This is a genomic window from Metabacillus kandeliae (assembly GCF_021166585.1).
Lineage (GTDB): Bacteria > Bacillota > Bacilli > Bacillales > Bacillaceae > Metabacillus_B > Metabacillus_B kandeliae.
Map to the genome: position 1 here is coordinate 483,595 of NZ_JAJOZE010000001.1, position 19,887 is coordinate 503,481.

Annotated in this window: 22 protein-coding genes and 1 other annotated feature; all 22 genes read left to right on the forward strand. The window is 44.3% G+C overall.

Going from position 1 to position 19,887, the window contains the following annotated elements; genetic code table 11:
* The first annotated feature begins 6 nt into the window (after nt 1-6).
* Nucleotides 7-954, forward strand: a complete 948-nt coding sequence (gene prmA, locus LRR81_RS02300) for a 50S ribosomal protein L11 methyltransferase (RefSeq protein WP_231787677.1) — start codon at nt 7-9, stop codon at nt 952-954.
* Between the two features lie 99 nt (nt 955-1,053).
* Nucleotides 1,054-1,809, forward strand: coding sequence for a 16S rRNA (uracil(1498)-N(3))-methyltransferase (locus tag LRR81_RS02305; protein WP_231788590.1), 756 nt, complete (start codon nt 1,054-1,056; stop codon nt 1,807-1,809).
* Nucleotides 1,810-1,814: 5 nt separating this feature from the next.
* On the forward strand, nt 1,815-3,167 hold the full coding sequence (gene mtaB / locus LRR81_RS02310) for a tRNA (N(6)-L-threonylcarbamoyladenosine(37)-C(2))-methylthiotransferase MtaB (RefSeq protein ID WP_231787678.1): 1,353 nt from the start codon (nt 1,815-1,817) through the stop codon (nt 3,165-3,167).
* Nucleotides 3,168-3,415: 248 nt separating this feature from the next.
* A complete protein-coding gene (gene deoC, locus LRR81_RS02315) occupies nt 3,416-4,087 on the forward strand; it encodes a deoxyribose-phosphate aldolase (RefSeq protein ID WP_231787679.1) in 672 nt (223 codons plus the stop codon).
* Between the two features lie 125 nt (nt 4,088-4,212).
* Complete coding sequence (gene rpsU, locus LRR81_RS02320) at nt 4,213-4,386, forward strand: 30S ribosomal protein S21 (RefSeq protein WP_003152957.1); 174 nt, start codon at nt 4,213-4,215, stop codon at nt 4,384-4,386.
* 15 nt (nt 4,387-4,401) lie between these two features.
* Nucleotides 4,402-4,848, forward strand: coding sequence for a GatB/YqeY domain-containing protein (locus LRR81_RS02325; RefSeq protein WP_231787680.1), 447 nt, complete (start codon nt 4,402-4,404; stop codon nt 4,846-4,848).
* 197 nt (nt 4,849-5,045) lie between these two features.
* A complete protein-coding gene (locus tag LRR81_RS02330; protein ID WP_231787681.1) occupies nt 5,046-5,870 on the forward strand; it encodes an NfeD family protein in 825 nt (274 codons plus the stop codon).
* On the forward strand, nt 5,871-6,866 hold the full coding sequence (floA, locus tag LRR81_RS02335) for a flotillin-like protein FloA (RefSeq protein WP_231787682.1): 996 nt from the start codon (nt 5,871-5,873) through the stop codon (nt 6,864-6,866).
* A gap of 29 nt (nt 6,867-6,895) precedes the next feature.
* Entirely contained in the window at nt 6,896-7,318 is a 423-nt protein-coding gene (locus LRR81_RS02340) for a hypothetical protein (RefSeq protein ID WP_231787683.1), read from the forward strand.
* Between the two features lie 80 nt (nt 7,319-7,398).
* Nucleotides 7,399-7,683, forward strand: coding sequence for a sporulation protein YqfC (gene yqfC / locus LRR81_RS02345; protein ID WP_231787684.1), 285 nt, complete (start codon nt 7,399-7,401; stop codon nt 7,681-7,683).
* Between the two features lie 15 nt (nt 7,684-7,698).
* The gene (gene yqfD, locus LRR81_RS02350) at nt 7,699-8,886 is read left to right on the forward strand and encodes a sporulation protein YqfD (RefSeq protein WP_231787685.1); all 1,188 of its coding nucleotides are present in this window, start codon (nt 7,699-7,701) and stop codon (nt 8,884-8,886) included.
* 3 nt (nt 8,887-8,889) lie between these two features.
* Nucleotides 8,890-9,852 carry a PhoH family protein gene (locus LRR81_RS02355; protein ID WP_231787686.1) on the forward strand — a complete coding sequence of 321 codons (963 nt, stop codon included), beginning with the start codon at nt 8,890-8,892 and terminating at the stop codon, nt 9,850-9,852.
* 147 nt (nt 9,853-9,999) lie between these two features.
* Nucleotides 10,000-12,120 carry an HD family phosphohydrolase gene (locus LRR81_RS02360; RefSeq protein ID WP_231788591.1) on the forward strand — a complete coding sequence of 707 codons (2,121 nt, stop codon included), beginning with the start codon at nt 10,000-10,002 and terminating at the stop codon, nt 12,118-12,120.
* The gene (ybeY, locus tag LRR81_RS02365) at nt 12,117-12,599 is read left to right on the forward strand and encodes an rRNA maturation RNase YbeY (protein ID WP_231787687.1); all 483 of its coding nucleotides are present in this window, start codon (nt 12,117-12,119) and stop codon (nt 12,597-12,599) included. The genes LRR81_RS02360 and ybeY overlap by 4 nt, the downstream gene beginning before the upstream one ends.
* Nucleotides 12,571-12,951, forward strand: coding sequence for a diacylglycerol kinase family protein (locus LRR81_RS02370; RefSeq protein WP_231787688.1), 381 nt, complete (start codon nt 12,571-12,573; stop codon nt 12,949-12,951). Before ybeY ends, LRR81_RS02370 begins: the two co-directional genes overlap by 29 nt.
* A gap of 88 nt (nt 12,952-13,039) precedes the next feature.
* A complete protein-coding gene (locus LRR81_RS02375) occupies nt 13,040-13,438 on the forward strand; it encodes a cytidine deaminase (RefSeq protein WP_231787689.1) in 399 nt (132 codons plus the stop codon).
* Nucleotides 13,431-14,336, forward strand: a complete 906-nt coding sequence (era, locus tag LRR81_RS02380; protein WP_231787690.1) for a GTPase Era — start codon at nt 13,431-13,433, stop codon at nt 14,334-14,336. The genes LRR81_RS02375 and era overlap by 8 nt, the downstream gene beginning before the upstream one ends.
* Before the next feature lie 123 nt (nt 14,337-14,459).
* Nucleotides 14,460-14,603, forward strand: coding sequence for a YqzL family protein (locus tag LRR81_RS02385; protein ID WP_231787691.1), 144 nt, complete (start codon nt 14,460-14,462; stop codon nt 14,601-14,603).
* A gap of 29 nt (nt 14,604-14,632) precedes the next feature.
* The gene (recO, locus tag LRR81_RS02390; protein ID WP_231787692.1) at nt 14,633-15,385 is read left to right on the forward strand and encodes a DNA repair protein RecO; all 753 of its coding nucleotides are present in this window, start codon (nt 14,633-14,635) and stop codon (nt 15,383-15,385) included.
* 55 nt (nt 15,386-15,440) lie between these two features.
* Nucleotides 15,441-15,613, forward strand: a binding site (T-box leader).
* Nucleotides 15,614-15,811: 198 nt separating this feature from the next.
* The gene (gene glyQ / locus LRR81_RS02395) at nt 15,812-16,696 is read left to right on the forward strand and encodes a glycine--tRNA ligase subunit alpha (protein ID WP_231787693.1); all 885 of its coding nucleotides are present in this window, start codon (nt 15,812-15,814) and stop codon (nt 16,694-16,696) included.
* Nucleotides 16,693-18,756, forward strand: coding sequence for a glycine--tRNA ligase subunit beta (gene glyS / locus LRR81_RS02400; protein ID WP_231787694.1), 2,064 nt, complete (start codon nt 16,693-16,695; stop codon nt 18,754-18,756). The genes glyQ and glyS overlap by 4 nt, the downstream gene beginning before the upstream one ends.
* A 473-nt stretch (nt 18,757-19,229) precedes the next feature.
* Nucleotides 19,230-19,874, forward strand: coding sequence for a helix-turn-helix transcriptional regulator (locus tag LRR81_RS02405; RefSeq protein WP_231787695.1), 645 nt, complete (start codon nt 19,230-19,232; stop codon nt 19,872-19,874).
* Nucleotides 19,875-19,887 lie beyond the last annotated feature (13 nt).

Genomic DNA, 19,887 nt, shown 5'->3' on the forward strand with positions numbered 1-19,887 from the left:
AAGGAAATGAAATGGTCTGAAATCAGCATTCATACAACACAGGAAGCAGTTGAGCCTATCTCGAATATTCTGCACGAAGCTGGTGCGAGCGGAGTTGTCATCGAGGATCCGCTTGATTTGTTTAAAGAACGGGAAAGCGTCTATGGAGAAATTTATGCTCTGAATCCTGATGATTATCCGCAGGAAGGCGTTATCGTCAAAGCTTATTTGCCAATCACAAGCTTTTTGGGAGAAACAGTGGATGGAATTAAGGAATCCATTGAAAATTTGCTGAAGTTTGATATTGACCTTGGTAAAAACAGCGTTGCGATCAGTGAAGTGAATGAAGAAGAGTGGGCAACTGCGTGGAAAAAATATTACCATCCTGTGAAGATTTCTGATAAATTCACCATTGTGCCTACATGGGAAACGTACGAACCTGTCCATTCTGATGAGCTGATCATAGAACTGGATCCTGGGATGGCATTTGGAACAGGAACCCATCCGACAACAGTTCTGTGCATTCAGGCTCTTGAAAGATATGTAAAAGAAAATGACAGGGTAATTGATGTTGGAACAGGATCTGGCGTGCTGAGCATTGCAGCAGCCATGCTTGGAGCAGATTCGGTAACAGCTCTTGATTTGGATCCGGTAGCAGTCAACAGCGCAAGAATTAATACGAAACTGAACAAGGTCCATGAAAAGGTTACGGTTTCTGAAAACAATTTGCTGAACGGCATTGAGCAAAAAGCAGATGTTGTGGCAGCCAATATCCTGGCTGAAATTATTCTTCAATTTACAGATGATGCTTATCGTATACTAGAAGACAACGGTCTCTTCATTACGTCCGGCATTATCTTGAATAAAAAGAATGAGGTAAAAGACAGCCTGATCAAAGCCGGATTTGATATTCTTGAAACGATGGTCATGGAGGACTGGGTGGCCTTTATTGCAAAAAAAACTGTCACCGCCTAATGTAAAGCAGAAAAAACGGCAAGTATGAAACTATCGGTACTGGTGCCGGTAGTTTTCGTTTTGACTGCTGGCAGTGACGAACGGAAGGAAGGCGAACGCATGCAGCGCTATTTTATCAGTGAAAAAAAAGAGGATGCAGAAAGCCTTGTGACCATTACTGGTGAAGATGTTCACCATATAAGCCGGGTCATGCGGATGAGCGAAGGAAGCCGCCTCACGGCCATCACTAGTGACGGCTATGAAGCAGAATGCAAGATCCGGCAAATTTCAGGCAGCATGGTTGAGGCTTTGCCGGAAAAATGGGTGGAGGCCGGCCGTGAGCTTCCTGTGAAAGTCACGATTGCGAGCGGGCTGCCTAAAGGGGATAAACTGGAATGGATTATCCAAAAAGGGACAGAGCTCGGGGCAAGTGAGTTTATCCCTTTTAATGCGGCCCGTTCTATTGTTAAAATAGAAGCCAATAAGGCTAAGAAAAAAACAGAGCGCTGGCAGAAGATCGCGAAGGAAGCTGCTGAGCAGTCCTATCGAACGGTTATCCCGCATGTGAAAGAACCATTCACCATTAAACAGCTGCTTAAAGAAGCTGAATCCTATACACTGAAGCTGCTTGCATTTGAAGAATCAGCTAAAGAAGGGGAGGCTGCTAATTTTGCAGCAGCATTAAAACAGCTGAAGCCGCATGACACAATACTGATTGTCACTGGACCAGAGGGCGGAATTTCAGATGAGGAAGCAGCATTATTTACAAAAGAGGGATTCATTCCTGCAAGCTTTGGACCGAGAATATTGCGGACTGAAACGGCGCCGCTGTACGCTCTTTCAGCCATATCATTTTATTTTGAACTATTGAGGTGATTACCATGCCATCTGTGGCATTTCATACACTGGGCTGTAAAGTCAACCATTACGAAACAGAAGCTATTTGGCAGCTTTTCAAAGAATCAGGCTATGAACGCACTGAATTTGAAGGCGCATCAGACGTATATGTCATTAATACATGCACGGTGACCAATACAGGCGACAAAAAGAGCCGCCAGGTTATCCGAAGGGCTATCCGCCAAAATCCTGACAGCGTTATTTGTGTAACAGGGTGCTATGCTCAAACCTCTCCTGCTGAGATCATGGCTATTCCCGGAGTTGATATCGTTGTCGGCACACAGGACAGGGTAAAGATGCTTGATTATATCCAGCAGTTCCGTGAAGAAAGACAGCCGATCAATGGCGTCAGCAATATAATGAAGGCAAAGGTATATGAAGAACTGGATGTTCCAGCATTCACCGACAGAACAAGGGCTTCTTTGAAAATACAGGAAGGCTGCAACAATTTCTGCACGTTCTGCATTATCCCTTGGGCAAGAGGCCTGATGAGATCAAGAGATCCGGAGGAAGTTATTAAACAGGCTCAGCAGCTTGTTGATGCAGGATACAAAGAAATCGTTCTGACAGGCATTCACACTGGCGGATATGGCGAGGATATGAAGGATTATAACTTTGCGATGCTGCTTAAAGCGCTTGATGAACAGGTTGAAGGACTGAAAAGAATCCGCATTTCCTCCATTGAAGCGAGCCAGATTACAGATGAAGTGATTGAGGTGCTGGACAAGTCTGATAAGATCGTCCGCCATTTGCATATTCCCATTCAATCAGGCTCCAATACAGTGCTGAAAAGAATGCGCCGTAAATATACAATGGAGTTTTTCGCTGAAAGACTGGAAAAATTGAAACTCGCCCTGCCTGGACTTGCGGTCACTTCTGATGTGATTGTCGGTTTTCCTGGCGAAACAGAAGAAGAATTTATGGAAACCTTTCATTTCATTAAAAAGCATAAATTCTCTGAATTGCACGTTTTCCCATATTCCAAACGGACAGGCACACCTGCCGCCCGGATGGAGGATCAAGTTGACGAAGACGTGAAAAACGAGCGCGTTCACAGACTGATCAGCCTTTCTGATCAGCTTGCAAAAGAATATGCATCAGACTTTGAAGGGGAAATCCTAGAGGTTATTCCGGAAGAGAAATATAAGGAAGATCCGGAGAGCAGCCTTTACATGGGTTATACAGATAATTACATGAAAGTCGTATTCCCTGCAACTGAGGATATGGTCGGTAAAATTGTCAAAGTAAAAATCAGCAAAGCGGGCTACCCTTATAATGAAGGCCAATTTGTCCGGGTGCTGGGCGAAGAGGCTGTTAAGGTCAGACTCTCTTCTTGATAAAAATTCAGGCTGTTTCCTTCGGGAGCCAGCCTTTTTGCATTCAGGCAGACCCTGTGAGGATATTTGCCATTTTTGTTTAAATTTTTATAAAAAGGATTCTTTCCGGCACGCTATTTCTTATAGGATTTTTATAAATCTGATGGTAAAAAAAGCTTATGGGAAGTTCATCACTTGCTGCTACTATTTCTAGGGAGATCGTGGTAAGATGTTAGATGTCGGACAACTATTCGAGAGGAGCAATACCCATGTCAGAAAATATTGCAAAAATGATTGACCATACAGCACTGAAGCCAGAAACAACAAAAGAGCAGGTTGAAAAATTGTGCCAGGAAGCAAAAGAGCACGGCTTTTTTTCTGTGTGCATCAACCCAGCCTGGGTGGAAACAGCTGCTAAGCTTTTGGAAGGCTCAGACGTTAAAGTGTGTACTGTAATCGGCTTTCCTCTTGGAGCCAATACTCCAGAAACAAAAGCATTTGAAACAAAGGATGCTATTGAAAAAGGAGCACACGAAGTTGATATGGTAATCAATATCGGTGCGCTTAAAAGCAAAAACTATGAACTGGTTGAACGCGACATTAAAAGCGTTACAGATGCGGCTAAAGGAAAAGCGCTGACAAAAGTCATTCTTGAGACAAGCCTATTAACAGATGAGGAAAAAGTAAAAGCTTCCGAGCTGGCAGTTAAAGCAGGAGCAGATTATGTTAAAACGTCTACAGGATTCTCCACAGGCGGTGCAACAATTGAAGATATCCGCTTAATGAGAAAAACGGTTGGTCCTGATATCGGCGTTAAAGCATCTGGCGGAGTCCGCGACAGAAAAGGCGCATTTGACATGATTGAAGCAGGGGCAACCCGCATCGGTGCAAGCGCCGGGATCTCCATCATTGCTGGACAAACATCCGATTCAGATTATTAAGCGGTTTAAATACTGCTTTTTTGGGAGTTTTTGTTGACCTGCCATGTCTGTTATATTATAATTGCATGGTACATGTTCAAACTTTGAAACATTGTCGATTGGTGTATTCGGAGGGAGGGAAAGAGATGTCAAAAACTGTTGTTCGCAAGAACGAATCGCTTGAAGATGCTCTTCGACGCTTCAAACGTTCTGTATCTAAAACAGGTACATTACAAGAAGCTAGAAAGCGCGAATTCTACGAAAAGCCTAGCGTTAAGCGCAAGAAGAAATCTGAGGCGGCTAGAAAACGCAAATTCTAATTAGAAGGTGTATTCATGAGTCTCCTTGAACGTTTAAACCAAGATATGAAGCAAGCGATGAAAAACAAGGAAAAAGATAAACTCTCAGTTATCCGGATGCTGAAAGCTTCTATCCAAAATGAAGCAATTAAGCAGAAAAAGAACGAGCTTTCCGAAGAAGAGGAAGTAACCGTCCTCTCTCGTGAGTTAAAACAACGTAAGGACTCCCTCCAGGAATTCAATAACGCTGATCGTTCTGATCTTGCCGATAAAGTAGAAATTGAAATTTCGATTGTGAGCGAATATATGCCTGAACAGCTTTCAGAAGATGAGGTGCTTGATATTGTCAAGCAGACGATCACTGAAACTGGAGCTGCTTCTAAAGCGGATATGGGTAAAGTCATGTCTGCCATTATGCCTAAAGTTAAAGGCAAAGCAGACGGCTCAGTCGTAAACAGACTTGTTTCTCAGCAGCTGTCATAAGATAAGCACAGTAAAGCATCCTGCCTTTGGCAGGGTGCTTTTTTGTATTTTGGCTCTGCTTCTTTTCAATCCAGCAGGCTGTAAGACTGGAAAAACGATCTACATTTTTATTTATTTGGAAAATATAATACAATAAGAATGAAACCGATTACCATTTAAAACTGTATTACAAGATAGATGCAGGAGGAGGTGAACCTATGAGAGCAGTTTTCTGTCTGCTGGTTATGGTCCTGTTTGCTGCTGTTTTTCTTCCTCTTGGGGCGATGCCTGAGGCGCTTGCCGGCGGAGCATCTGCGAGCGGGCAGGGCGGAAACTTCCAAGCGGCAGAGAGGCCAGCAGTCCGTGAAACGCTTTCAGCGGAGCAAAAGGCAGCGAGAGTGCTGACTAATCCGTTTGTTGTCGGAATTTTGCTGACTGTAGGCATCGTTGGGTTATTTATAGAGCTTTTTTCTCCCGGATTCGGGCTGCCGGGACTCCTTGGCATCACCTGTCTGCTCCTCTTCTTTTTGGGGCACATTGCAGCAGGTGCTGCAGGCTACGAATCAATCCTCATTTTTATAGCAGGCATTATTCTTATTGTTATTGAATTTTTTCTGCCCGGTGGAATTATCGGCTTGATGGGTTTTGGAGCTGTGCTTTACAGCTTTTTTCTTACAGCAGACAATTTGTTTACTCTTGCTGTATCGCTGGGCATTGCCGTGATAGCAGCAATCCTGGCTTATTTATTTCTAACAAGGGTGTTGGGAAGGAAAATGAGACTTTTTAAAAAGTTTATTTTGGAGGATCAGGCTGATACAAAAAAAGGCTATGTTTCAAGCATCAGCCGCAAGGAGCTAATCGGGAAAACGGGTACGGCGCTTACCAGTCTCAGACCAGCGGGCACAGGCCTGTTTGGAGACGAGAGGGTGGATGTTGTAACAGAAGGCAGTTTTATAGCAAAGGATCAGCGCATTAAGGTGCTGAAAGCTGAAGGCGCCCGCGTTGTTGTCAGAGAAGCTGGCGAAGCAGAGGAGGAATTATAAATGGTTTCAAACACTATTTTTATGATCGCGATCATTATAGGAATATTAATTTTACTTGGTATCTTTTTTACCTTTGTACCGGTGATGCTCTGGATTTCTGCACTTGCTGCAGGTGTGCATGTCAGCATTTTCACACTGATTGGCATGAGGCTGAGAAGGGTTATACCTAGCAGGGTCATCAATCCGCTGATTAAAGCACACAAAGCAGGAATCGGTGTGACAACCAACCAGCTTGAAAGCCATTATCTAGCAGGGGGAAATGTCGATCGTGTTGTAAATGCCCTGATTGCGGCAGAGCGTGCGAATATTGAGTTAAGCTTTGAAAGATGCGCAGCGATTGACCTGGCCGGAAGAAATGTTCTTGAGGCTGTTCAAATGAGTGTTAACCCGAAAGTGATTGAAACGCCGTACATCGCTGGTGTCGCCATGAACGGCATCGAGGTGAAAGCGAAAGCGAGAATTACCGTCCGCGCCAATATTGACAGGCTTGTCGGTGGTGCAGGGGAAGAAACGATCATTGCGAGGGTAGGAGAAGGGATTGTCAGCACAATCGGTTCCTCTGAAAACCATAAAAAAGTGCTTGAAAATCCTGATCTGATTTCACGGACTGTTCTGAGCAAAGGACTTGATTCCGGTACGGCGTTTGAAATACTGTCCATCGATATCATGGATGTAGATATCGGCAAAAACATTGGAGCCATCCTTCAAACTGACCAGGCAGAGGCAGACAAGAACATTGCCCAGGCAAAAGCAGAAGAACGCAGAGCCATGGCGGTTGCACAGGAACAGGAAATGAAGGCAAGGGTCGAAGAAATGAGAGCGAAGGTAGTGGAGGCAGAGTCAGAGGTGCCGCTTGCCATGGCTGAAGCACTAAAAAATGGGAATTTGGGAGTAATGGATTATGTGAATTTCCAAAACATTAATGCTGATACAGATATGAGAGAATCCATTGGAAAGATGTCAGACGGAAATAAAGACGGCAAAAACAGGAGCTAAAAAGCTCCCTTCCCGTCAGGGGGATGAGTATGGAAAAAGCATTGGAAGACCTGACTGGTTTGTTTCAGCACCTCCCATGGATCGGAGCCATTGTCATTGCTCTTGCAGCGGCGGTTTTAAAAAAGCTCGGAGGGTTTCTTCAGACTGAGGAAGCAGCTCCGGCAGCCCAGCTGAAACAGGAGGCTGAAGACGAAATCAGCCGGGAAGAACGAGTATCTATGCAGGACATTTATGAAGAACGCAGAATAGAAGCTGAAACCCATTCCGGCTTTGACAGGACTAAGCATATCTTTACTGAGGATACAGAAAATAAAAGCCAAAACAGAAACGGACTGCAGCTTCCTTCTGATGATACCGTAAGAGGCATGATATGGGCCGAGATCCTCGGACCGCCTAAAGCGAAGCAGCAGGCAGGAAGCTCACGTGCCCGCATGCAGCGCCGAAAAGGCTAGCATCTGATAGCGGTGGGCAAAAAAGCAGTGTTAGAACCTCTCTTTACCTCATAAAATGAGTTGAAGGGGGGTTCTTTTTTATGGCAAAGAAATGGCGCAGAAAGATCGCAAATTGGATGACCAGGACCATCGAGCTACCGCCAGATGTCATGATGGACCTTCCAAGAATCACAATGGTCGGACAGCTTCATATTTACATAGAAAATCACAGGGGGCTGCTTGCCTTTACAGATACAGAGCTCAGGCTCTTATTGAAGCATGGACAGCTGCAGATAAAAGGAAATCAATTTGTGATTAAAACGATCCTGCCGGAGGAAATCATGCTGGAGGGCAAGATTGAACAAGTCACATACCTTGAATCATAAAAAGGGGGAATCGGGATGAAAAACGGATGGACAAACTTTTTAATGGGCTATGTTTGTGTCATTCTAAGCGGCAAAGGAGCAGAGAGGTTTGTAAATGAGTGCATCCGGAACAGCATCCCGGTCTGGCATGTTAAGCGGCTCAAAAATGAAGAGCTTTCCTTTTTTATTCGGCTGAAAGATGTACATGCATTGCGGCCCATTGCCAGAAAAAATGAATGTAAATGCCGTTTTGGAAAGAAAAAGGGCATTCCTTTTCTATTGAAGCGGACAGGCAGGAACATCGGGTTTGCAATTGGCTTCTTCTTATTTTTAGGTGTTTTGTTCCTGCTTTCCAATATGATCTGGTCTATAGAAATCCAAGGAGCAAAACCAGAAACAGAGCATCTGATCAAAAAAGAGCTGCAGCGGATCGGAGTGAAAAACGGCAGTGTCCAATTTTTCATCCCAAATGCAGAGGAAATCCAGAAAGCACTCTCAGAACATGTGAAAGTCATTACGTGGGTAGGGGTGGAGCTGAATGGGACTTCCTATCATTTGAAGGTTGTGGAGAAAAATGAACCAAATCAGACAGAGGCTTTAAGCCCGGGAAATATAGTAGCAAAGAAAAAAGCAGTCATTACCCGCATGTTTGTCTCTCATGGAAAGCCTCTCGTTATGGTGAATGATCATGTTGTAAAAGGACAGCTGCTCGTCTCAGGAGTCATCGGAACAGAGAAAAATGCCAAGGTCATCGCTTCAAAAGCGGAGATATACGGAGAAACCTGGTACAGGTCTTCTGTAAATATCCCCCGCAGCACAAATTTTAATGTTTATTCAGGGAATAGTAATATCAAGCATTATATTACGTTTGGTTCTCTTAAAGTCCCTGTATGGGGATTTGGGCAAAAGAAATTTACACAGTCAGTCAAGGAAGAAAATCAGCATGATGCTTATTTTCTGGGGTGGAGGCTTCCGATCAGCTATATAAAAGAAACAGACCGTGAAAAAGAGCAGGCAAAGCGGGTTTACACGGCAGCTGAAGCCCGTACCGAGGGCCTGAAAATCGGAAGAACAGATGTGCTGAGAAAAATTGGCGGGAGCGGTAAAATAATCGGCGAAAAAGTTTTGCACCAAACGAACGAGAATGGTAAAGTAAAAATGATCATACTTTATCAAGCCATTGAGAATATTGCGAAAACTACACCTATAGTTCAGGGAGACTAGAGAATGCCAGAAGATTTGGTTTCAATGAGCCAGCAATTAGAAAATCCGAACGAGGCGATTGCGCTGTTCGGCATACACGATGTACATTTAAAGCGCATGGAAGAAGAGCTTAATGTAGAAATCGTTACACGCGGCGAAAAGGTATATGTGTCAGGCGACGCAGCCAATGTCCAGCTTGTAGATGAATTGATCCAATCTCTGCTTGCGGTCATCAGAAGAGGCGTGGCAATCAGTGAAAGAGATATTATTTACGGTGTCAGCATGGCCAAAAAGGGCAAGCTGGAACATTTTGAAAGTCTGTTTACAGAAGAAATCAGCAAGAGTGCCAAAGGAAAATCCATTCGGGTCAAAACCCTCGGGCAAAGCCATTATATTAAGGCAATCAGGCAATTTGACCTTGTTTTTGGAATTGGTCCTGCCGGGACTGGAAAAACCTATCTTGCGGTCGTTATGGCTGTTAACGCGTTGAAGAACAGCCAGGTTAAGCGCATTATCCTGACAAGGCCTGCTGTTGAAGCAGGGGAAAGCCTGGGATTTCTTCCAGGTGATCTGAAGGAAAAGGTAGATCCCTATTTACGCCCGTTATATGATGCTTTGAATGATGTATTGGGTGTTGAGCAGACAGGCAGGCTGATTGAAAGAGGAACAATCGAGATTGCTCCGCTTGCCTACATGAGGGGACGGACACTTGATGATGCCTTTGTCATTCTTGACGAAGCGCAGAATACAACACCGGCCCAAATGAAAATGTTTTTGACAAGACTCGGTTTTGGTTCAAAAATGGTCATTACCGGAGACATTACTCAGGTTGATTTGCCGAAAGGCGTGCAGTCAGGCATTGCATCAGCACAAGGCACGCTGAAGGGTATTAAAGGCCTTTCCTTTATTGAATTGGAGGCCGGCGATGTGGTGAGGCATCCGCTTGTCGGAAAAATTATTCAGGCATATGATAAAGTGGAAAAATAGGTGGCCCGACGCCCGATATCGGGTCACTTTTTTAAACCTCTATTCAATATTTTGTCTTAAATGGATTTTTGTGGTATTTCCCTTTGACAGGAGGTGGGCCAGTTGAAAAAGAAGCAGATTCCTACATTCAGGCAGAGGCTTGAGAAGATGAATCAATACCGTTTTATTCACGTGCTGCTTTACACCATTTTCGGTGCGCTGATTTTTCTCGCTTTATTCAGCAATGTGAAACCGGAAACGCTGAAAATTAAGCGGTTTGATGTGGCAGGACAAACCATATATGCACCTTCAACCGTTGAGGATAAAGAGGCGACTGAAAAGAAAAAGCAGGAAGCTTATAATAATGTAGAAGATCAATATACTCTTAAAAGAGAATACTCTGAAAATCAGGTGGAGCTCATTGCTTCCATTTTTGATGCCGTACAGGAAGTAAACACGGAGGCTCAGGCACAGGCCGGCAGCCAGGACCCGAAACAGACTGTGAAACCGCTTACTGAAGACGAGGAATATGGCTTGCTTCAGAAAAAACTGCCGAGTGATTTAACTGAAAAGCTTTCCAAGGATGATTTTCTCCCTTTACTGAATGCTGACAGCAGGGATGTCAGCCTTGCGAAGGATGCGGCAGTTACCTCTGTGAACAATACGATGAGCAAAGAAATTCCGATTAGCAAGCTGACAGAGGCTAAGGACAATGTTGAGCAGGACTTGCAATTTACATCATTGCCGAAGGATGTTGTGCGCTCTGCTGTTACGATCGGGAGATTTGCCATTGTTCCAAACTACATTTATGACAGAGTTGCAACAGAGGAAAAAAGGAGACAGGCAGCTGACAGTGTAAAAGAGGTTCAGATTAAACAAGGACAGATACTTGTAGAGGAAAACCAGCTTGTAACAAATGAAGTATATGCCAAACTGAAGCTTGCTGGTCTTTTGAATAAAGATTTCTCATACAAGCCATTCATAGGCTTAGGATTATTAATCCTGCTTATTATCTGTGTTCTCGTTTATTACTTTGAAAAACCGGACAAGCCGTTCCAAAAGAAAAATAATTCTCTGCTGCTGTATACATTAATTTTTGGGATCACTCTTGCGATCATGAAAATCCTGAGCCTGTTTCAGCAAAGCGAAGTCCCCTACATCGGCTTTATGGTCCCGGCCGCAATGGGCACCATGCTGGTGAAGCTTTTGATCAATGAAAGGCTTGCGATTTTGACAAGTATTATTCTGGCGATTTGCGGAAGTATTATATTTAATGAAGGCGTTACAGCTTCATTTAATTTTTCGATTGGTGTTTATTATCTTGCAGGATGCGTGGCAGGCACACTGTTCCTCGGCAAGCATAACCTGAGAGCGAGAATCCTGCAGACAGGCCTGTTTGTAGCCGGAATCAATGTCGTCGCCATCATTTCCATTTTATTAATTCAAAACGGCCTGCAGTCAAATGTGGAAATTGGTACATATCTTGTAATGGCAATTGCATCAGGTGTTGCCGCCTCTGTCTTGACCATAGGCCTGCAGCCATTTTTTGAAACAGGCTTTGGCCTTCTTTCAGCCATGAAGCTGATTGAGCTTTCCAGTCCGAATCATCCGCTTTTAAGAAAAATTTTAACAGAGACGCCTGGTACGTATCATCATAGTGTAATGGTGGCCAATTTATCGGAATCAGCCTGTGAAGCGATTGGCGCCAATGGGCTGCTTGCCCGCGTTGGATCCTATTATCATGATATAGGGAAAACAAAGCGGCCTCATTATTTTATTGAAAATCAAATGAAAATGGACAACCCTCATGACAAGCTTTCGCCGCAGCTGAGCAAAAATGTCATCATTGCCCATGCAGTTGATGGAGCCGACATGCTCAGAAAGCATAAAATGCCGAAGGAGTTTATAGATATAGCAGAACAGCATCACGGTACTACGCTCCTGAAGTATTTCTACTATAAGGCGAAAGAGCGCGGTGATGAAGTGAGGGAAGAGGAGTTCCGATATTCGGGCCCAAAGCCGCAGACAAGGGAAATCGCAGTTATCTCTATTGCCGACAGCGTGGAAGCTGCTGTTCGTTCTATGGCGAACCCTACACCGGAGAGAATTGAGAAAATAGTCAGGGGCATCATTGCAGACCGTCTTCAAGATGGACAGCTGAATGAATGTGATTTAACATTGAAAGAACTTGATGTAGTGGCAAAATCTTTTTGCGAGTCGCTGCAGGGGATTTTCCATTCCAGGATTGAATATCCTGAAGTACCAAAACAGAAGGTGAAGCAAGCATGAGTTTAACAATTGATTTTTTAGATGAAACAGGAGAAATAAAAGACGAACAGCTGAAATTGATTGAGGGCCTCCTGAATCACGCAGCGGTTCTTGAGAACATCGCAGATGAATCAGAGCTTTCAGTAACCCTGACAGATAACAGCAGAATTCAGGAAATTAACCGCGACTACCGGCAAAAGGACCAGCCGACAGATGTTATCTCTTTCGCTTTGGAAGAGGAAGGCGAAGGCGAAGTGGAAATTATCGGCGCGGATCTCCCGAGAACACTGGGCGATATTATCATATCAGTTGAGAGAGCGAAGGAGCAGGCTGAGGAGTACGGCCATTCGGACAGCAGGGAGCTGGGCTTTTTAGCAGTCCATGGATTTCTGCATCTTCTTGGATATGATCATATGACGGAAGAGGATGAGGCTGTTATGTTTAGAAAACAAAGGGAAATTTTAGATTCCTATGGACTCAAAAGAACCGAAGAAGACTGAGGCCACTCGGTTTTTCAGAAGCTTTCGCCACGCAGCTGCCGGCATTGCTTTTACATTTAAGCATGAGCGGAATTTTCAAATTCACTGTTTCATTTCCGTTCTTGCTGCTGCAGCAGGAATCTATTTTCATCTTTCGGCATTTGAGTGGGTAATCGTGCTGATCCTGATTGCAGGGATGCTGTCTCTTGAACTGATGAATACAGCAGTAGAAAAAACGGTTGATCTTGTGTCGAAGGAATACAGGCCTCTGGCAAAAGCAGCGAAGGATGCTGCAGCGGGATCTGTTCTCGTTTTTGCCATTCTTTCTTTTATATTGGGTCTGGTCATATTCCTGCCGAAGATATTCGGCTGATTTGCTGCAGGGTGAATGAATTTGTATAGAAATTAAGTTAAAATAGAGAAGGATGGGTATAATCCCATTTGAAAGGAAGGCCATGAAAGTGAACAAAGAAAAATTAATCGAAGAAGCAAAAGCAGCTAGAGAAATGGCTTATGTCCCGTACTCAAAATTTAAAGTAGGGGCAGCACTTTTAACAAAAGACGGAAAAGTATACAGAGGCTGCAACATTGAAAATGCCGCTTACAGCATGTGCAACTGCGCAGAAAGAACTGCACTGTTTAAAGCTTATTCAGAGGGCGACCGCGAATATCAGGCGATTGCTGTTGTGGCAGATACAAACCGCCCTGTTCCCCCATGCGGAGCATGCCGCCAGGTCATCTCAGAGCTGTGCGGAAAAGATATGGCCGTTATTTTGACAAACCTGAAGGGCGATGTGGAAGAGCTGACTGTAGCCACTCTGCTGCCAGGTGCTTTTTCTCCGGAGGATTTGAATGACTAACGAACATTATAAATCAGGTTTCATATCCATAATAGGAAGGCCGAATGTGGGGAAATCAACCTTTATGAACAGGGTAATCGGCCAAAAGATTGCCATTATGAGCGACAAACCCCAAACGACACGGAACAAAATTCAAGGCGTTTATACAACAAATGATTCCCAGATCGTCTTTATCGACACGCCAGGCATACACAAGCCGAAGCACAAGCTCGGCGATTTTATGATGAAGATCGCACAAAACACTTTGAAAGAAGTCGATGTGATCATCTTTATGATTAATGCGGAAGAGGGCTATGGACGCGGAGATGAATTTATCATCGAACGGCTGAAGCAGACGAAAACGCCTGTGTTTCTTGTCATTAATAAAATTGATCAGATTCACCCTGATGAACTTTTTCCTCTTATTGAACAGTATAAAGCGCTTTACCCCTTTCAGGAGGTTGTTCCGATTTCAGCTCTTCAAGGCAATAATATTGATACGCTTCTTCAGCAGCTGACAGGATATCTGCCTGAAGGGCCGCAATATTATCCTGCTGATCAGGTAACTGATCATCCGGAGAGATTTATTATTTCGGAATTAATCCGTGAAAAGGTGCTTCATTTAACCCGTGAGGAGATCCCTCATTCTGTTGCTGTAGTCATTGAATCGATTGAACGCAGGGATGAAGGAGCCATTTATGTCAGTGCCGTCATCATGGTTGAACGTGATTCCCAAAAAGGGATTATCATCGGCAAACAGGGAAAAATGCTGAAAGAGGTTGGCCAAAGAGCACGCGCTGATATAGAAGCACTGCTCGGTTCCCGCGTTTTCCTAGAGCTGTGGGTAAAGGTGCAGAAGGATTGGCGCAATAAGCTTTCCCAGCTGCGCGATTTCGGCTTCAGAGAAGATGAATATTAATCACAAGACTTTTAGAATTTAACAATATTTGTGTAACATGAAAAGCAGGAAGAAGGGCTAATCTAACGATAAGAAAATTTGGATAACAACTTGCTGGTCTTTAACATGAAAGGTGGGGTTTATATGTTGGATTTTACCTGGAAGATCTTTTCGAATACAGGTAATATTGATACGTACCTTCTTTTTAAGCAACTTGAACAGGATCGGGACGATGATGCCGATTTGCAGATGGACGAGCGAGCTGTAGATGAATTTCCGCTGTCGTAGCAGCTTTTCTTCCTCTGGATGGTGAGAGGATGCTTCAAAAGTGCGAAGGCATAGTCATCCGGACGAATGACTATGGAGAAAGCAATAAAATTGTTACCTTATATACACGTGAGCTGGGAAAAACAGGCGTTATGGCAAGGGGAGCTAAAAAGCCCAGCAGCCGTTTGTCTGCGGTAACCCAGCCTTTTACTTATGGAATGTTTCTTTTTCAGAAAAGCTCAGGTCTTGGCGGGCTTCAGCAGGCCGAAACAATCGACAGCATGCGGGCAATCAGAGAAGATATTTTTCTGACAGCTTATGCTTCTTATATTTCAGAGCTGCTGGATAAAGGAACAGATAACAATCAAATCAACCCGTACTTGTTTGAATTGTACTATCAGACTCTCAGGCTTCTGGGAGAAGAGCAGGATCCTGAAATCCTCACAAGAATTTTTGAACTGAAAATGCTTGCTGTTATCGGATCAAAGCCTGAATTGGATGGCTGTTCCATCTGTGGAAACAAGGAAGGCACCTTCCACTTTTCAATCAGGGAAGGCGGCTTCATCTGCCATCGCTGCTTTGACAAAGATCCATACAGATTTGCAATTTCTCCTACAACAGCTAAGCTTCTTCGCCTGTTTTACTATTTTGATTTAAACAGGCTCGGGAAAATTTCCGTTAAGCCTGAAACAAAGAAAGAACTGAAAAATGTCCTGGAAGCTTACTACCAAGAGTATTCCGGACTTTACTTAAAATCAAAAAAGTTCCTTGATCAAATAGAAAACATGAGGGATAAGCTGTAATGACCGATAGAGATTGACATTGGCTTCTTTTTGGATTAATATGCAAGTAATATAATAGGCTGTGTTGAAGGAAAAGAGTATTTATTGGAATTCCTAAAGCGACTCCGGGATGGTGCAAGCCGGGGGGAAGGAAAATAAAGAAGGGCATTCCTGAGCAGTGCTTTTAAAGCGGCCGCAGAGCAATGTGCGGCAAATAGGGTGGAACCGCGGGTAACTCTCGTCCCTATGCCTTTCTTTAGGAAGGCATAGGGATGGGAGTTTTTTTTCATTCTTAGCTGGCTCTTTTTCCAAAGCGGTGCCCGGGGCTTAACGGGGCGGTTTCCGTTTTTCTTTGTCCAGCTCCAGCGCCTAGCCCCTCGGGGTAACTTGTCGGGGCTGGTCAAAGCGCTTCCGCTTTTCTAATAAAAAATCAGGAGGTATTTCTAAATGAACATTCAAAATATGATTCTTACCCTGCAGAAGCATTGGTCTGAACAGGGCTGTGTTCTGATGCAGGCGTATGATACCGAAAAAGGCGCAGGCACAATGAGTCCGTATACGTTTTTAAAAGCTGTCGGCCCTGAACCTTGGAAGGTAGCCTATGTTGAGCCTTCCAGAAGACCGGCAGACGGCCGTTATGGGGAAAACCCAAACAGGCTTTATCAGCATCATCAATTTCAAGTGATTATGAAACCTTCGCCTGACAACATTCAGGAGCTTTATTTGGAATCACTGAAGGCGCTTGGTATCAATCCTCTGGAACATGATATCCGTTTTGTGGAGGATAACTGGGAAAATCCTTCATTAGGCTGCGCAGGCCTTGGCTGGGAAGTATGGCTCGACGGCATGGAAATTACGCAGTTTACTTATTTCCAGCAGGTTGGCGGCATTGAATGCAAGCCTGTTTCCGTTGAAATTACATATGGCATTGAGCGCCTGGCGTCCTATATCCAGGATAAAGAGAATGTTTTCGATCTGGAGTGGACAGAGGGCTATACGGTAAGAGATATCTTCTTAATGAACGAGTATGAGCATAGCAAATATACCTTTGAAACATCTGATCCTGAAATGCTCTTCCAGCTTTTCGGCATTTATGAAAAGGAAGCACACCGCCAGATGGAAGAAGGCCTTGTGCACCCGGCCTATGATTATGTGCTGAAATGCTCGCATACCTTTAACCTCCTTGATGCAAGGGGTGCTATCTCTGTTACAGAAAGAACGGGCTATATCGGCAGGGTCCGCAGCCTTGCAAGAAGAGTAGCCCGCACCTATTTTGAAGAACGTGAAAAGCTTGGTTTTCCAATGCTGAAGGAAGAGGAGGCGAGATCATGAGCAATCGCGATCTATTAATTGAAATTGGACTTGAAGAGCTTCCTGCACGATTTGTTACAGATGCTATGAATCAGCTTGGAAGCAAGCTTGAGGAATGGCTGAAAGAGAAAAACTTATCTTATGGAGCAGTTTCTCTTTACTCCACACCGCGCCGCCTTGCAGTGCTTATTCAGAACGCTGCTGAGAAGCAGGAAGATACAGAAGAAGAGGCAAAAGGGCCTGCGAAGAAAATTGCCCTTGATGCGGAGGGTAACTGGACAAAAGCTGCCGCTGGATTTGCCCGGGGACAAGGCGCTTCTGTAGAAGATATTTATTTTAAAGAAATCAATGGTGTAGAATATGTTCATGTACAGAAATTCACAAAAGGGAAAGAAGCGAAAGAGCTTTTGCCGGAGCTTCAGGCTGTCATAACTTCTCTTTCATTCCCAAAAAACATGAAATGGGGAAGCTATGAGCTTCGCTACGCCCGGCCTATTAAATGGATGATTGCTTTGTTCGGCGAAGAGGTTATTCCTTTTTCGATCACAGGAGTGTCAACAGGCAGACAGACAGAAGGCCACCTTTTCCTGGGGAAGCAAACGGCTATTAACAGCCCGGCAGATTATGAAGAAGCGCTGAATGCGGAATATGTTATGGCAGATCCGGAAAAACGCAAGGCTGTCATTTTGGAACAGCTGAAGCAGCTGGAGCAGGATAACGGTTTTAGCATTACAGTTGATGAAGAGCTGCTGGAAGAAGTGAACAACCTTGTAGAATATCCTACAGCACTGTTTGGCCAGTTTGACGAGAAATTCCTGGAGCTGCCTGAAGAAGTGCTGATCACTTCCATGAAAGAGCATCAAAGATATTTTCCGGTCAAATCAGAGGATGGAAATCTTCTTGCTAAATTTGTCACAGTTCGGAACGGAAACAGCGAGCATCTGGGCAAAGTGGCCAAAGGAAATGAAAAAGTGCTGAAGGCCCGTTTGTCGGATGCCGATTTCTTCTACAATGAAGACCATAAGCTGAAGCTTGACGACGCCCTTCAGAAGCTTGAGAAAATTGTTTTCCATGAAGAGCTGGGAACTGTTGGGGACAAAGTAAGACGTACTAAAAATCTTGCTGAAAAGCTTGCCGGCCGCCTTAATTTCTCTGCCGAAGATCGTCAGGATGCCGTAAGAACCGCTGAGATAGGGAAATTTGACCTTGTCAGCCAGATGGTATATGAATTCCCTGAACTGCAGGGAATCATGGGAGAGAAATATGCCCGTCTTATGGGTGAAAACGAAGCAGTGGCAAAAGCCATCAATGAGCAATACATGCCGCGGCATGCTGAGGATGCTGCTCCGTCCTCTAATGCAGGTGCACTCGCTGCAGTGGCTGATAAACTCGACACAGTTGCCGCATTTTTCTCAATCGGCATGGTGCCGACCGGTTCGCAGGATCCCTATGCATTAAGAAGACAGGCGAGCGGCATTGTCCAGATTCTTATTTCCAAAAATTGGACCGTTTCTTTTGAAGAGCTTTTTGACCTGGCGCTTGAAGGGCTTCAGGCTGAAAACAAAGAAGAAGCGAAAAAGGAACTTGCGGGCTTCTTTAAAATGAGAATGAAATATATTCTGGCAGAACGGAATATCCGGTACGATCTTGTTGACGCTGTCCTCGAGTCTGACGACCATTCAGGGCCATCGCTTATTAGAAGGGCAGAGGTTCTTCAAGAAGAGTCAAGAAGCCACGATTTCAAAGAAATTATTGAAGCTCTCTCAAGGGTTCTGAACATCGCGAAAAAAGGCGAGCAGGGCACTGTTCAGGAAAGCCTGTTTGAAAACGATCTGGAAAAAGAACTTTTCCGAAAATCTGAAGAGGCTGAACAAGCTATCCTTCAGGCAGGAAAGCAAGAGGATTATAAAGCCTATTACTCTGTCCTGAAGGGACTGAAAGATTCTATTGATGCTTATTTTGAAGGCACAATGGTTATGGCGGAAGATCCTGTAATCCGCAAAAACCGCCTGGCATTCATGGTTCGCCTGGCAGCGCTTATTAAACAGTTTGCAAACACGAATACCATTCTTGTAAAATAAAAGACCGCTGAATAATACCAATTGAAAAAGACGGTTATCAGATGAGATAGCCGTCTTTTTTGAGTAGTGAGTGCTGGTTTAGTTGAATCAGTGAAAGGGGCTTTCGCTTTGCATTGCCCGGCTTCATCCGCTGATCCTCAAACGGCAGGGGCTGAACGAGCGGCTTCCGCTTTTCGTTGTCCAGCTCCAGCCGCTAGCCCGATCTGAGTCGCTTCGAAAAATCCCAAAAAGTCTAAGACCGGACTTTTCGGGATTTTCCTCCAGCGCTTGTCGGGGCTGAACGAGCGGCTTGCGCTTTTCGGGTGTGCAAAAGTTTTCCATCTCTGCGAAATCCAACTGTTTTTCTTCTTGCAATAGTATATAATATTGAATATAAAGTATAGCTTATTTGTAATATTTTACATAGCTTGTTGATAGAGAACAGAAAGACGAAGCGGGAGTCTCAGACTGTAGCAAGAGGCTTTTAAAGGGCGGTGATTAAAATCGAACTGAATAAACGCCAGGAAACTATCCTGCAGATCGTGAAAGAAAACGGTCCAATCACTGGGGAGCATATAGCAGACCAGCTGAGCCTGACAAGAGCGACACTCCGTCCTGATCTGGCCATTTTGACAATGTCAGGTTATCTTGAAGCCCGGCCGAGGGTCGGATATTTTTATACAGGGAAGACCGGAAATCATGCGCTTTCAGATCAGCTGAAAAAGCTTCGGGTTAAAGATTTTCAATCGATTCCCATTGTTGTGAGTGAAAATGTATCGGTTTATGATGCGATTGTCACTATGTTCCTTGAAGATGTGGGAACTCTTTTTGTAGTTGATGAAAAAGCCATTCTTGCTGGAGTCCTTTCAAGAAAGGATCTGCTCAGGGCAAGCATCGGAAAGCAGGAACTTGCATCGATCCCTGTAAATATTATTATGACCCGTATGCCTAATATAACGGTCTGCAGGAATGATGATTTGATTACAGATGTGGCAGCTTCGCTTATTGAGAAGCAGATTGATGCGCTTCCTGTTATTAAGGACACGGAAAAGGGATTTGAAGTAACAGGGCGGATCACCAAAACGAATATAACAAGAATTCTTGTTCAGCTTGCGGAAAACGAGATTATGCCGCTTTAGGAGATGGGGGAAA

Bases quoted from the DNA above. Each gene is read 5' to 3' on its own strand.
- prmA (WP_231787677.1), top strand. From the start codon at position 7: ATGAAATGGTCTGAAATCAGCATTCATACAACACAGGAAGCAGTTGAG.
- LRR81_RS02305 (WP_231788590.1), top strand. From the start codon at position 1,054: ATGCAGCGCTATTTTATCAGTGAAAAAAAAGAGGATGCAGAAAGCCTT.
- mtaB (WP_231787678.1), top strand. From the start codon at position 1,815: ATGCCATCTGTGGCATTTCATACACTGGGCTGTAAAGTCAACCATTAC.
- deoC (WP_231787679.1), top strand. From the start codon at position 3,416: ATGTCAGAAAATATTGCAAAAATGATTGACCATACAGCACTGAAGCCA.
- rpsU (WP_003152957.1), top strand. From the start codon at position 4,213: ATGTCAAAAACTGTTGTTCGCAAGAACGAATCGCTTGAAGATGCTCTT.
- LRR81_RS02325 (WP_231787680.1), top strand. From the start codon at position 4,402: ATGAGTCTCCTTGAACGTTTAAACCAAGATATGAAGCAAGCGATGAAA.
- LRR81_RS02330 (WP_231787681.1), top strand. From the start codon at position 5,046: ATGAGAGCAGTTTTCTGTCTGCTGGTTATGGTCCTGTTTGCTGCTGTT.
- floA (WP_231787682.1), top strand. From the start codon at position 5,871: ATGGTTTCAAACACTATTTTTATGATCGCGATCATTATAGGAATATTA.
- LRR81_RS02340 (WP_231787683.1), top strand. From the start codon at position 6,896: ATGGAAAAAGCATTGGAAGACCTGACTGGTTTGTTTCAGCACCTCCCA.
- yqfC (WP_231787684.1), top strand. From the start codon at position 7,399: ATGGCAAAGAAATGGCGCAGAAAGATCGCAAATTGGATGACCAGGACC.
- yqfD (WP_231787685.1), top strand. From the start codon at position 7,699: ATGAAAAACGGATGGACAAACTTTTTAATGGGCTATGTTTGTGTCATT.
- LRR81_RS02355 (WP_231787686.1), top strand. From the start codon at position 8,890: ATGCCAGAAGATTTGGTTTCAATGAGCCAGCAATTAGAAAATCCGAAC.
- LRR81_RS02360 (WP_231788591.1), top strand. From the start codon at position 10,000: ATGAATCAATACCGTTTTATTCACGTGCTGCTTTACACCATTTTCGGT.
- ybeY (WP_231787687.1), top strand. From the start codon at position 12,117: ATGAGTTTAACAATTGATTTTTTAGATGAAACAGGAGAAATAAAAGAC.
- LRR81_RS02370 (WP_231787688.1), top strand. From the start codon at position 12,571: ATGGACTCAAAAGAACCGAAGAAGACTGAGGCCACTCGGTTTTTCAGA.
- era (WP_231787690.1), top strand. From the start codon at position 13,431: ATGACTAACGAACATTATAAATCAGGTTTCATATCCATAATAGGAAGG.
- LRR81_RS02385 (WP_231787691.1), top strand. From the start codon at position 14,460: ATGTTGGATTTTACCTGGAAGATCTTTTCGAATACAGGTAATATTGAT.
- recO (WP_231787692.1), top strand. From the start codon at position 14,633: ATGCTTCAAAAGTGCGAAGGCATAGTCATCCGGACGAATGACTATGGA.
- glyQ (WP_231787693.1), top strand. From the start codon at position 15,812: ATGAACATTCAAAATATGATTCTTACCCTGCAGAAGCATTGGTCTGAA.
- glyS (WP_231787694.1), top strand. From the start codon at position 16,693: ATGAGCAATCGCGATCTATTAATTGAAATTGGACTTGAAGAGCTTCCT.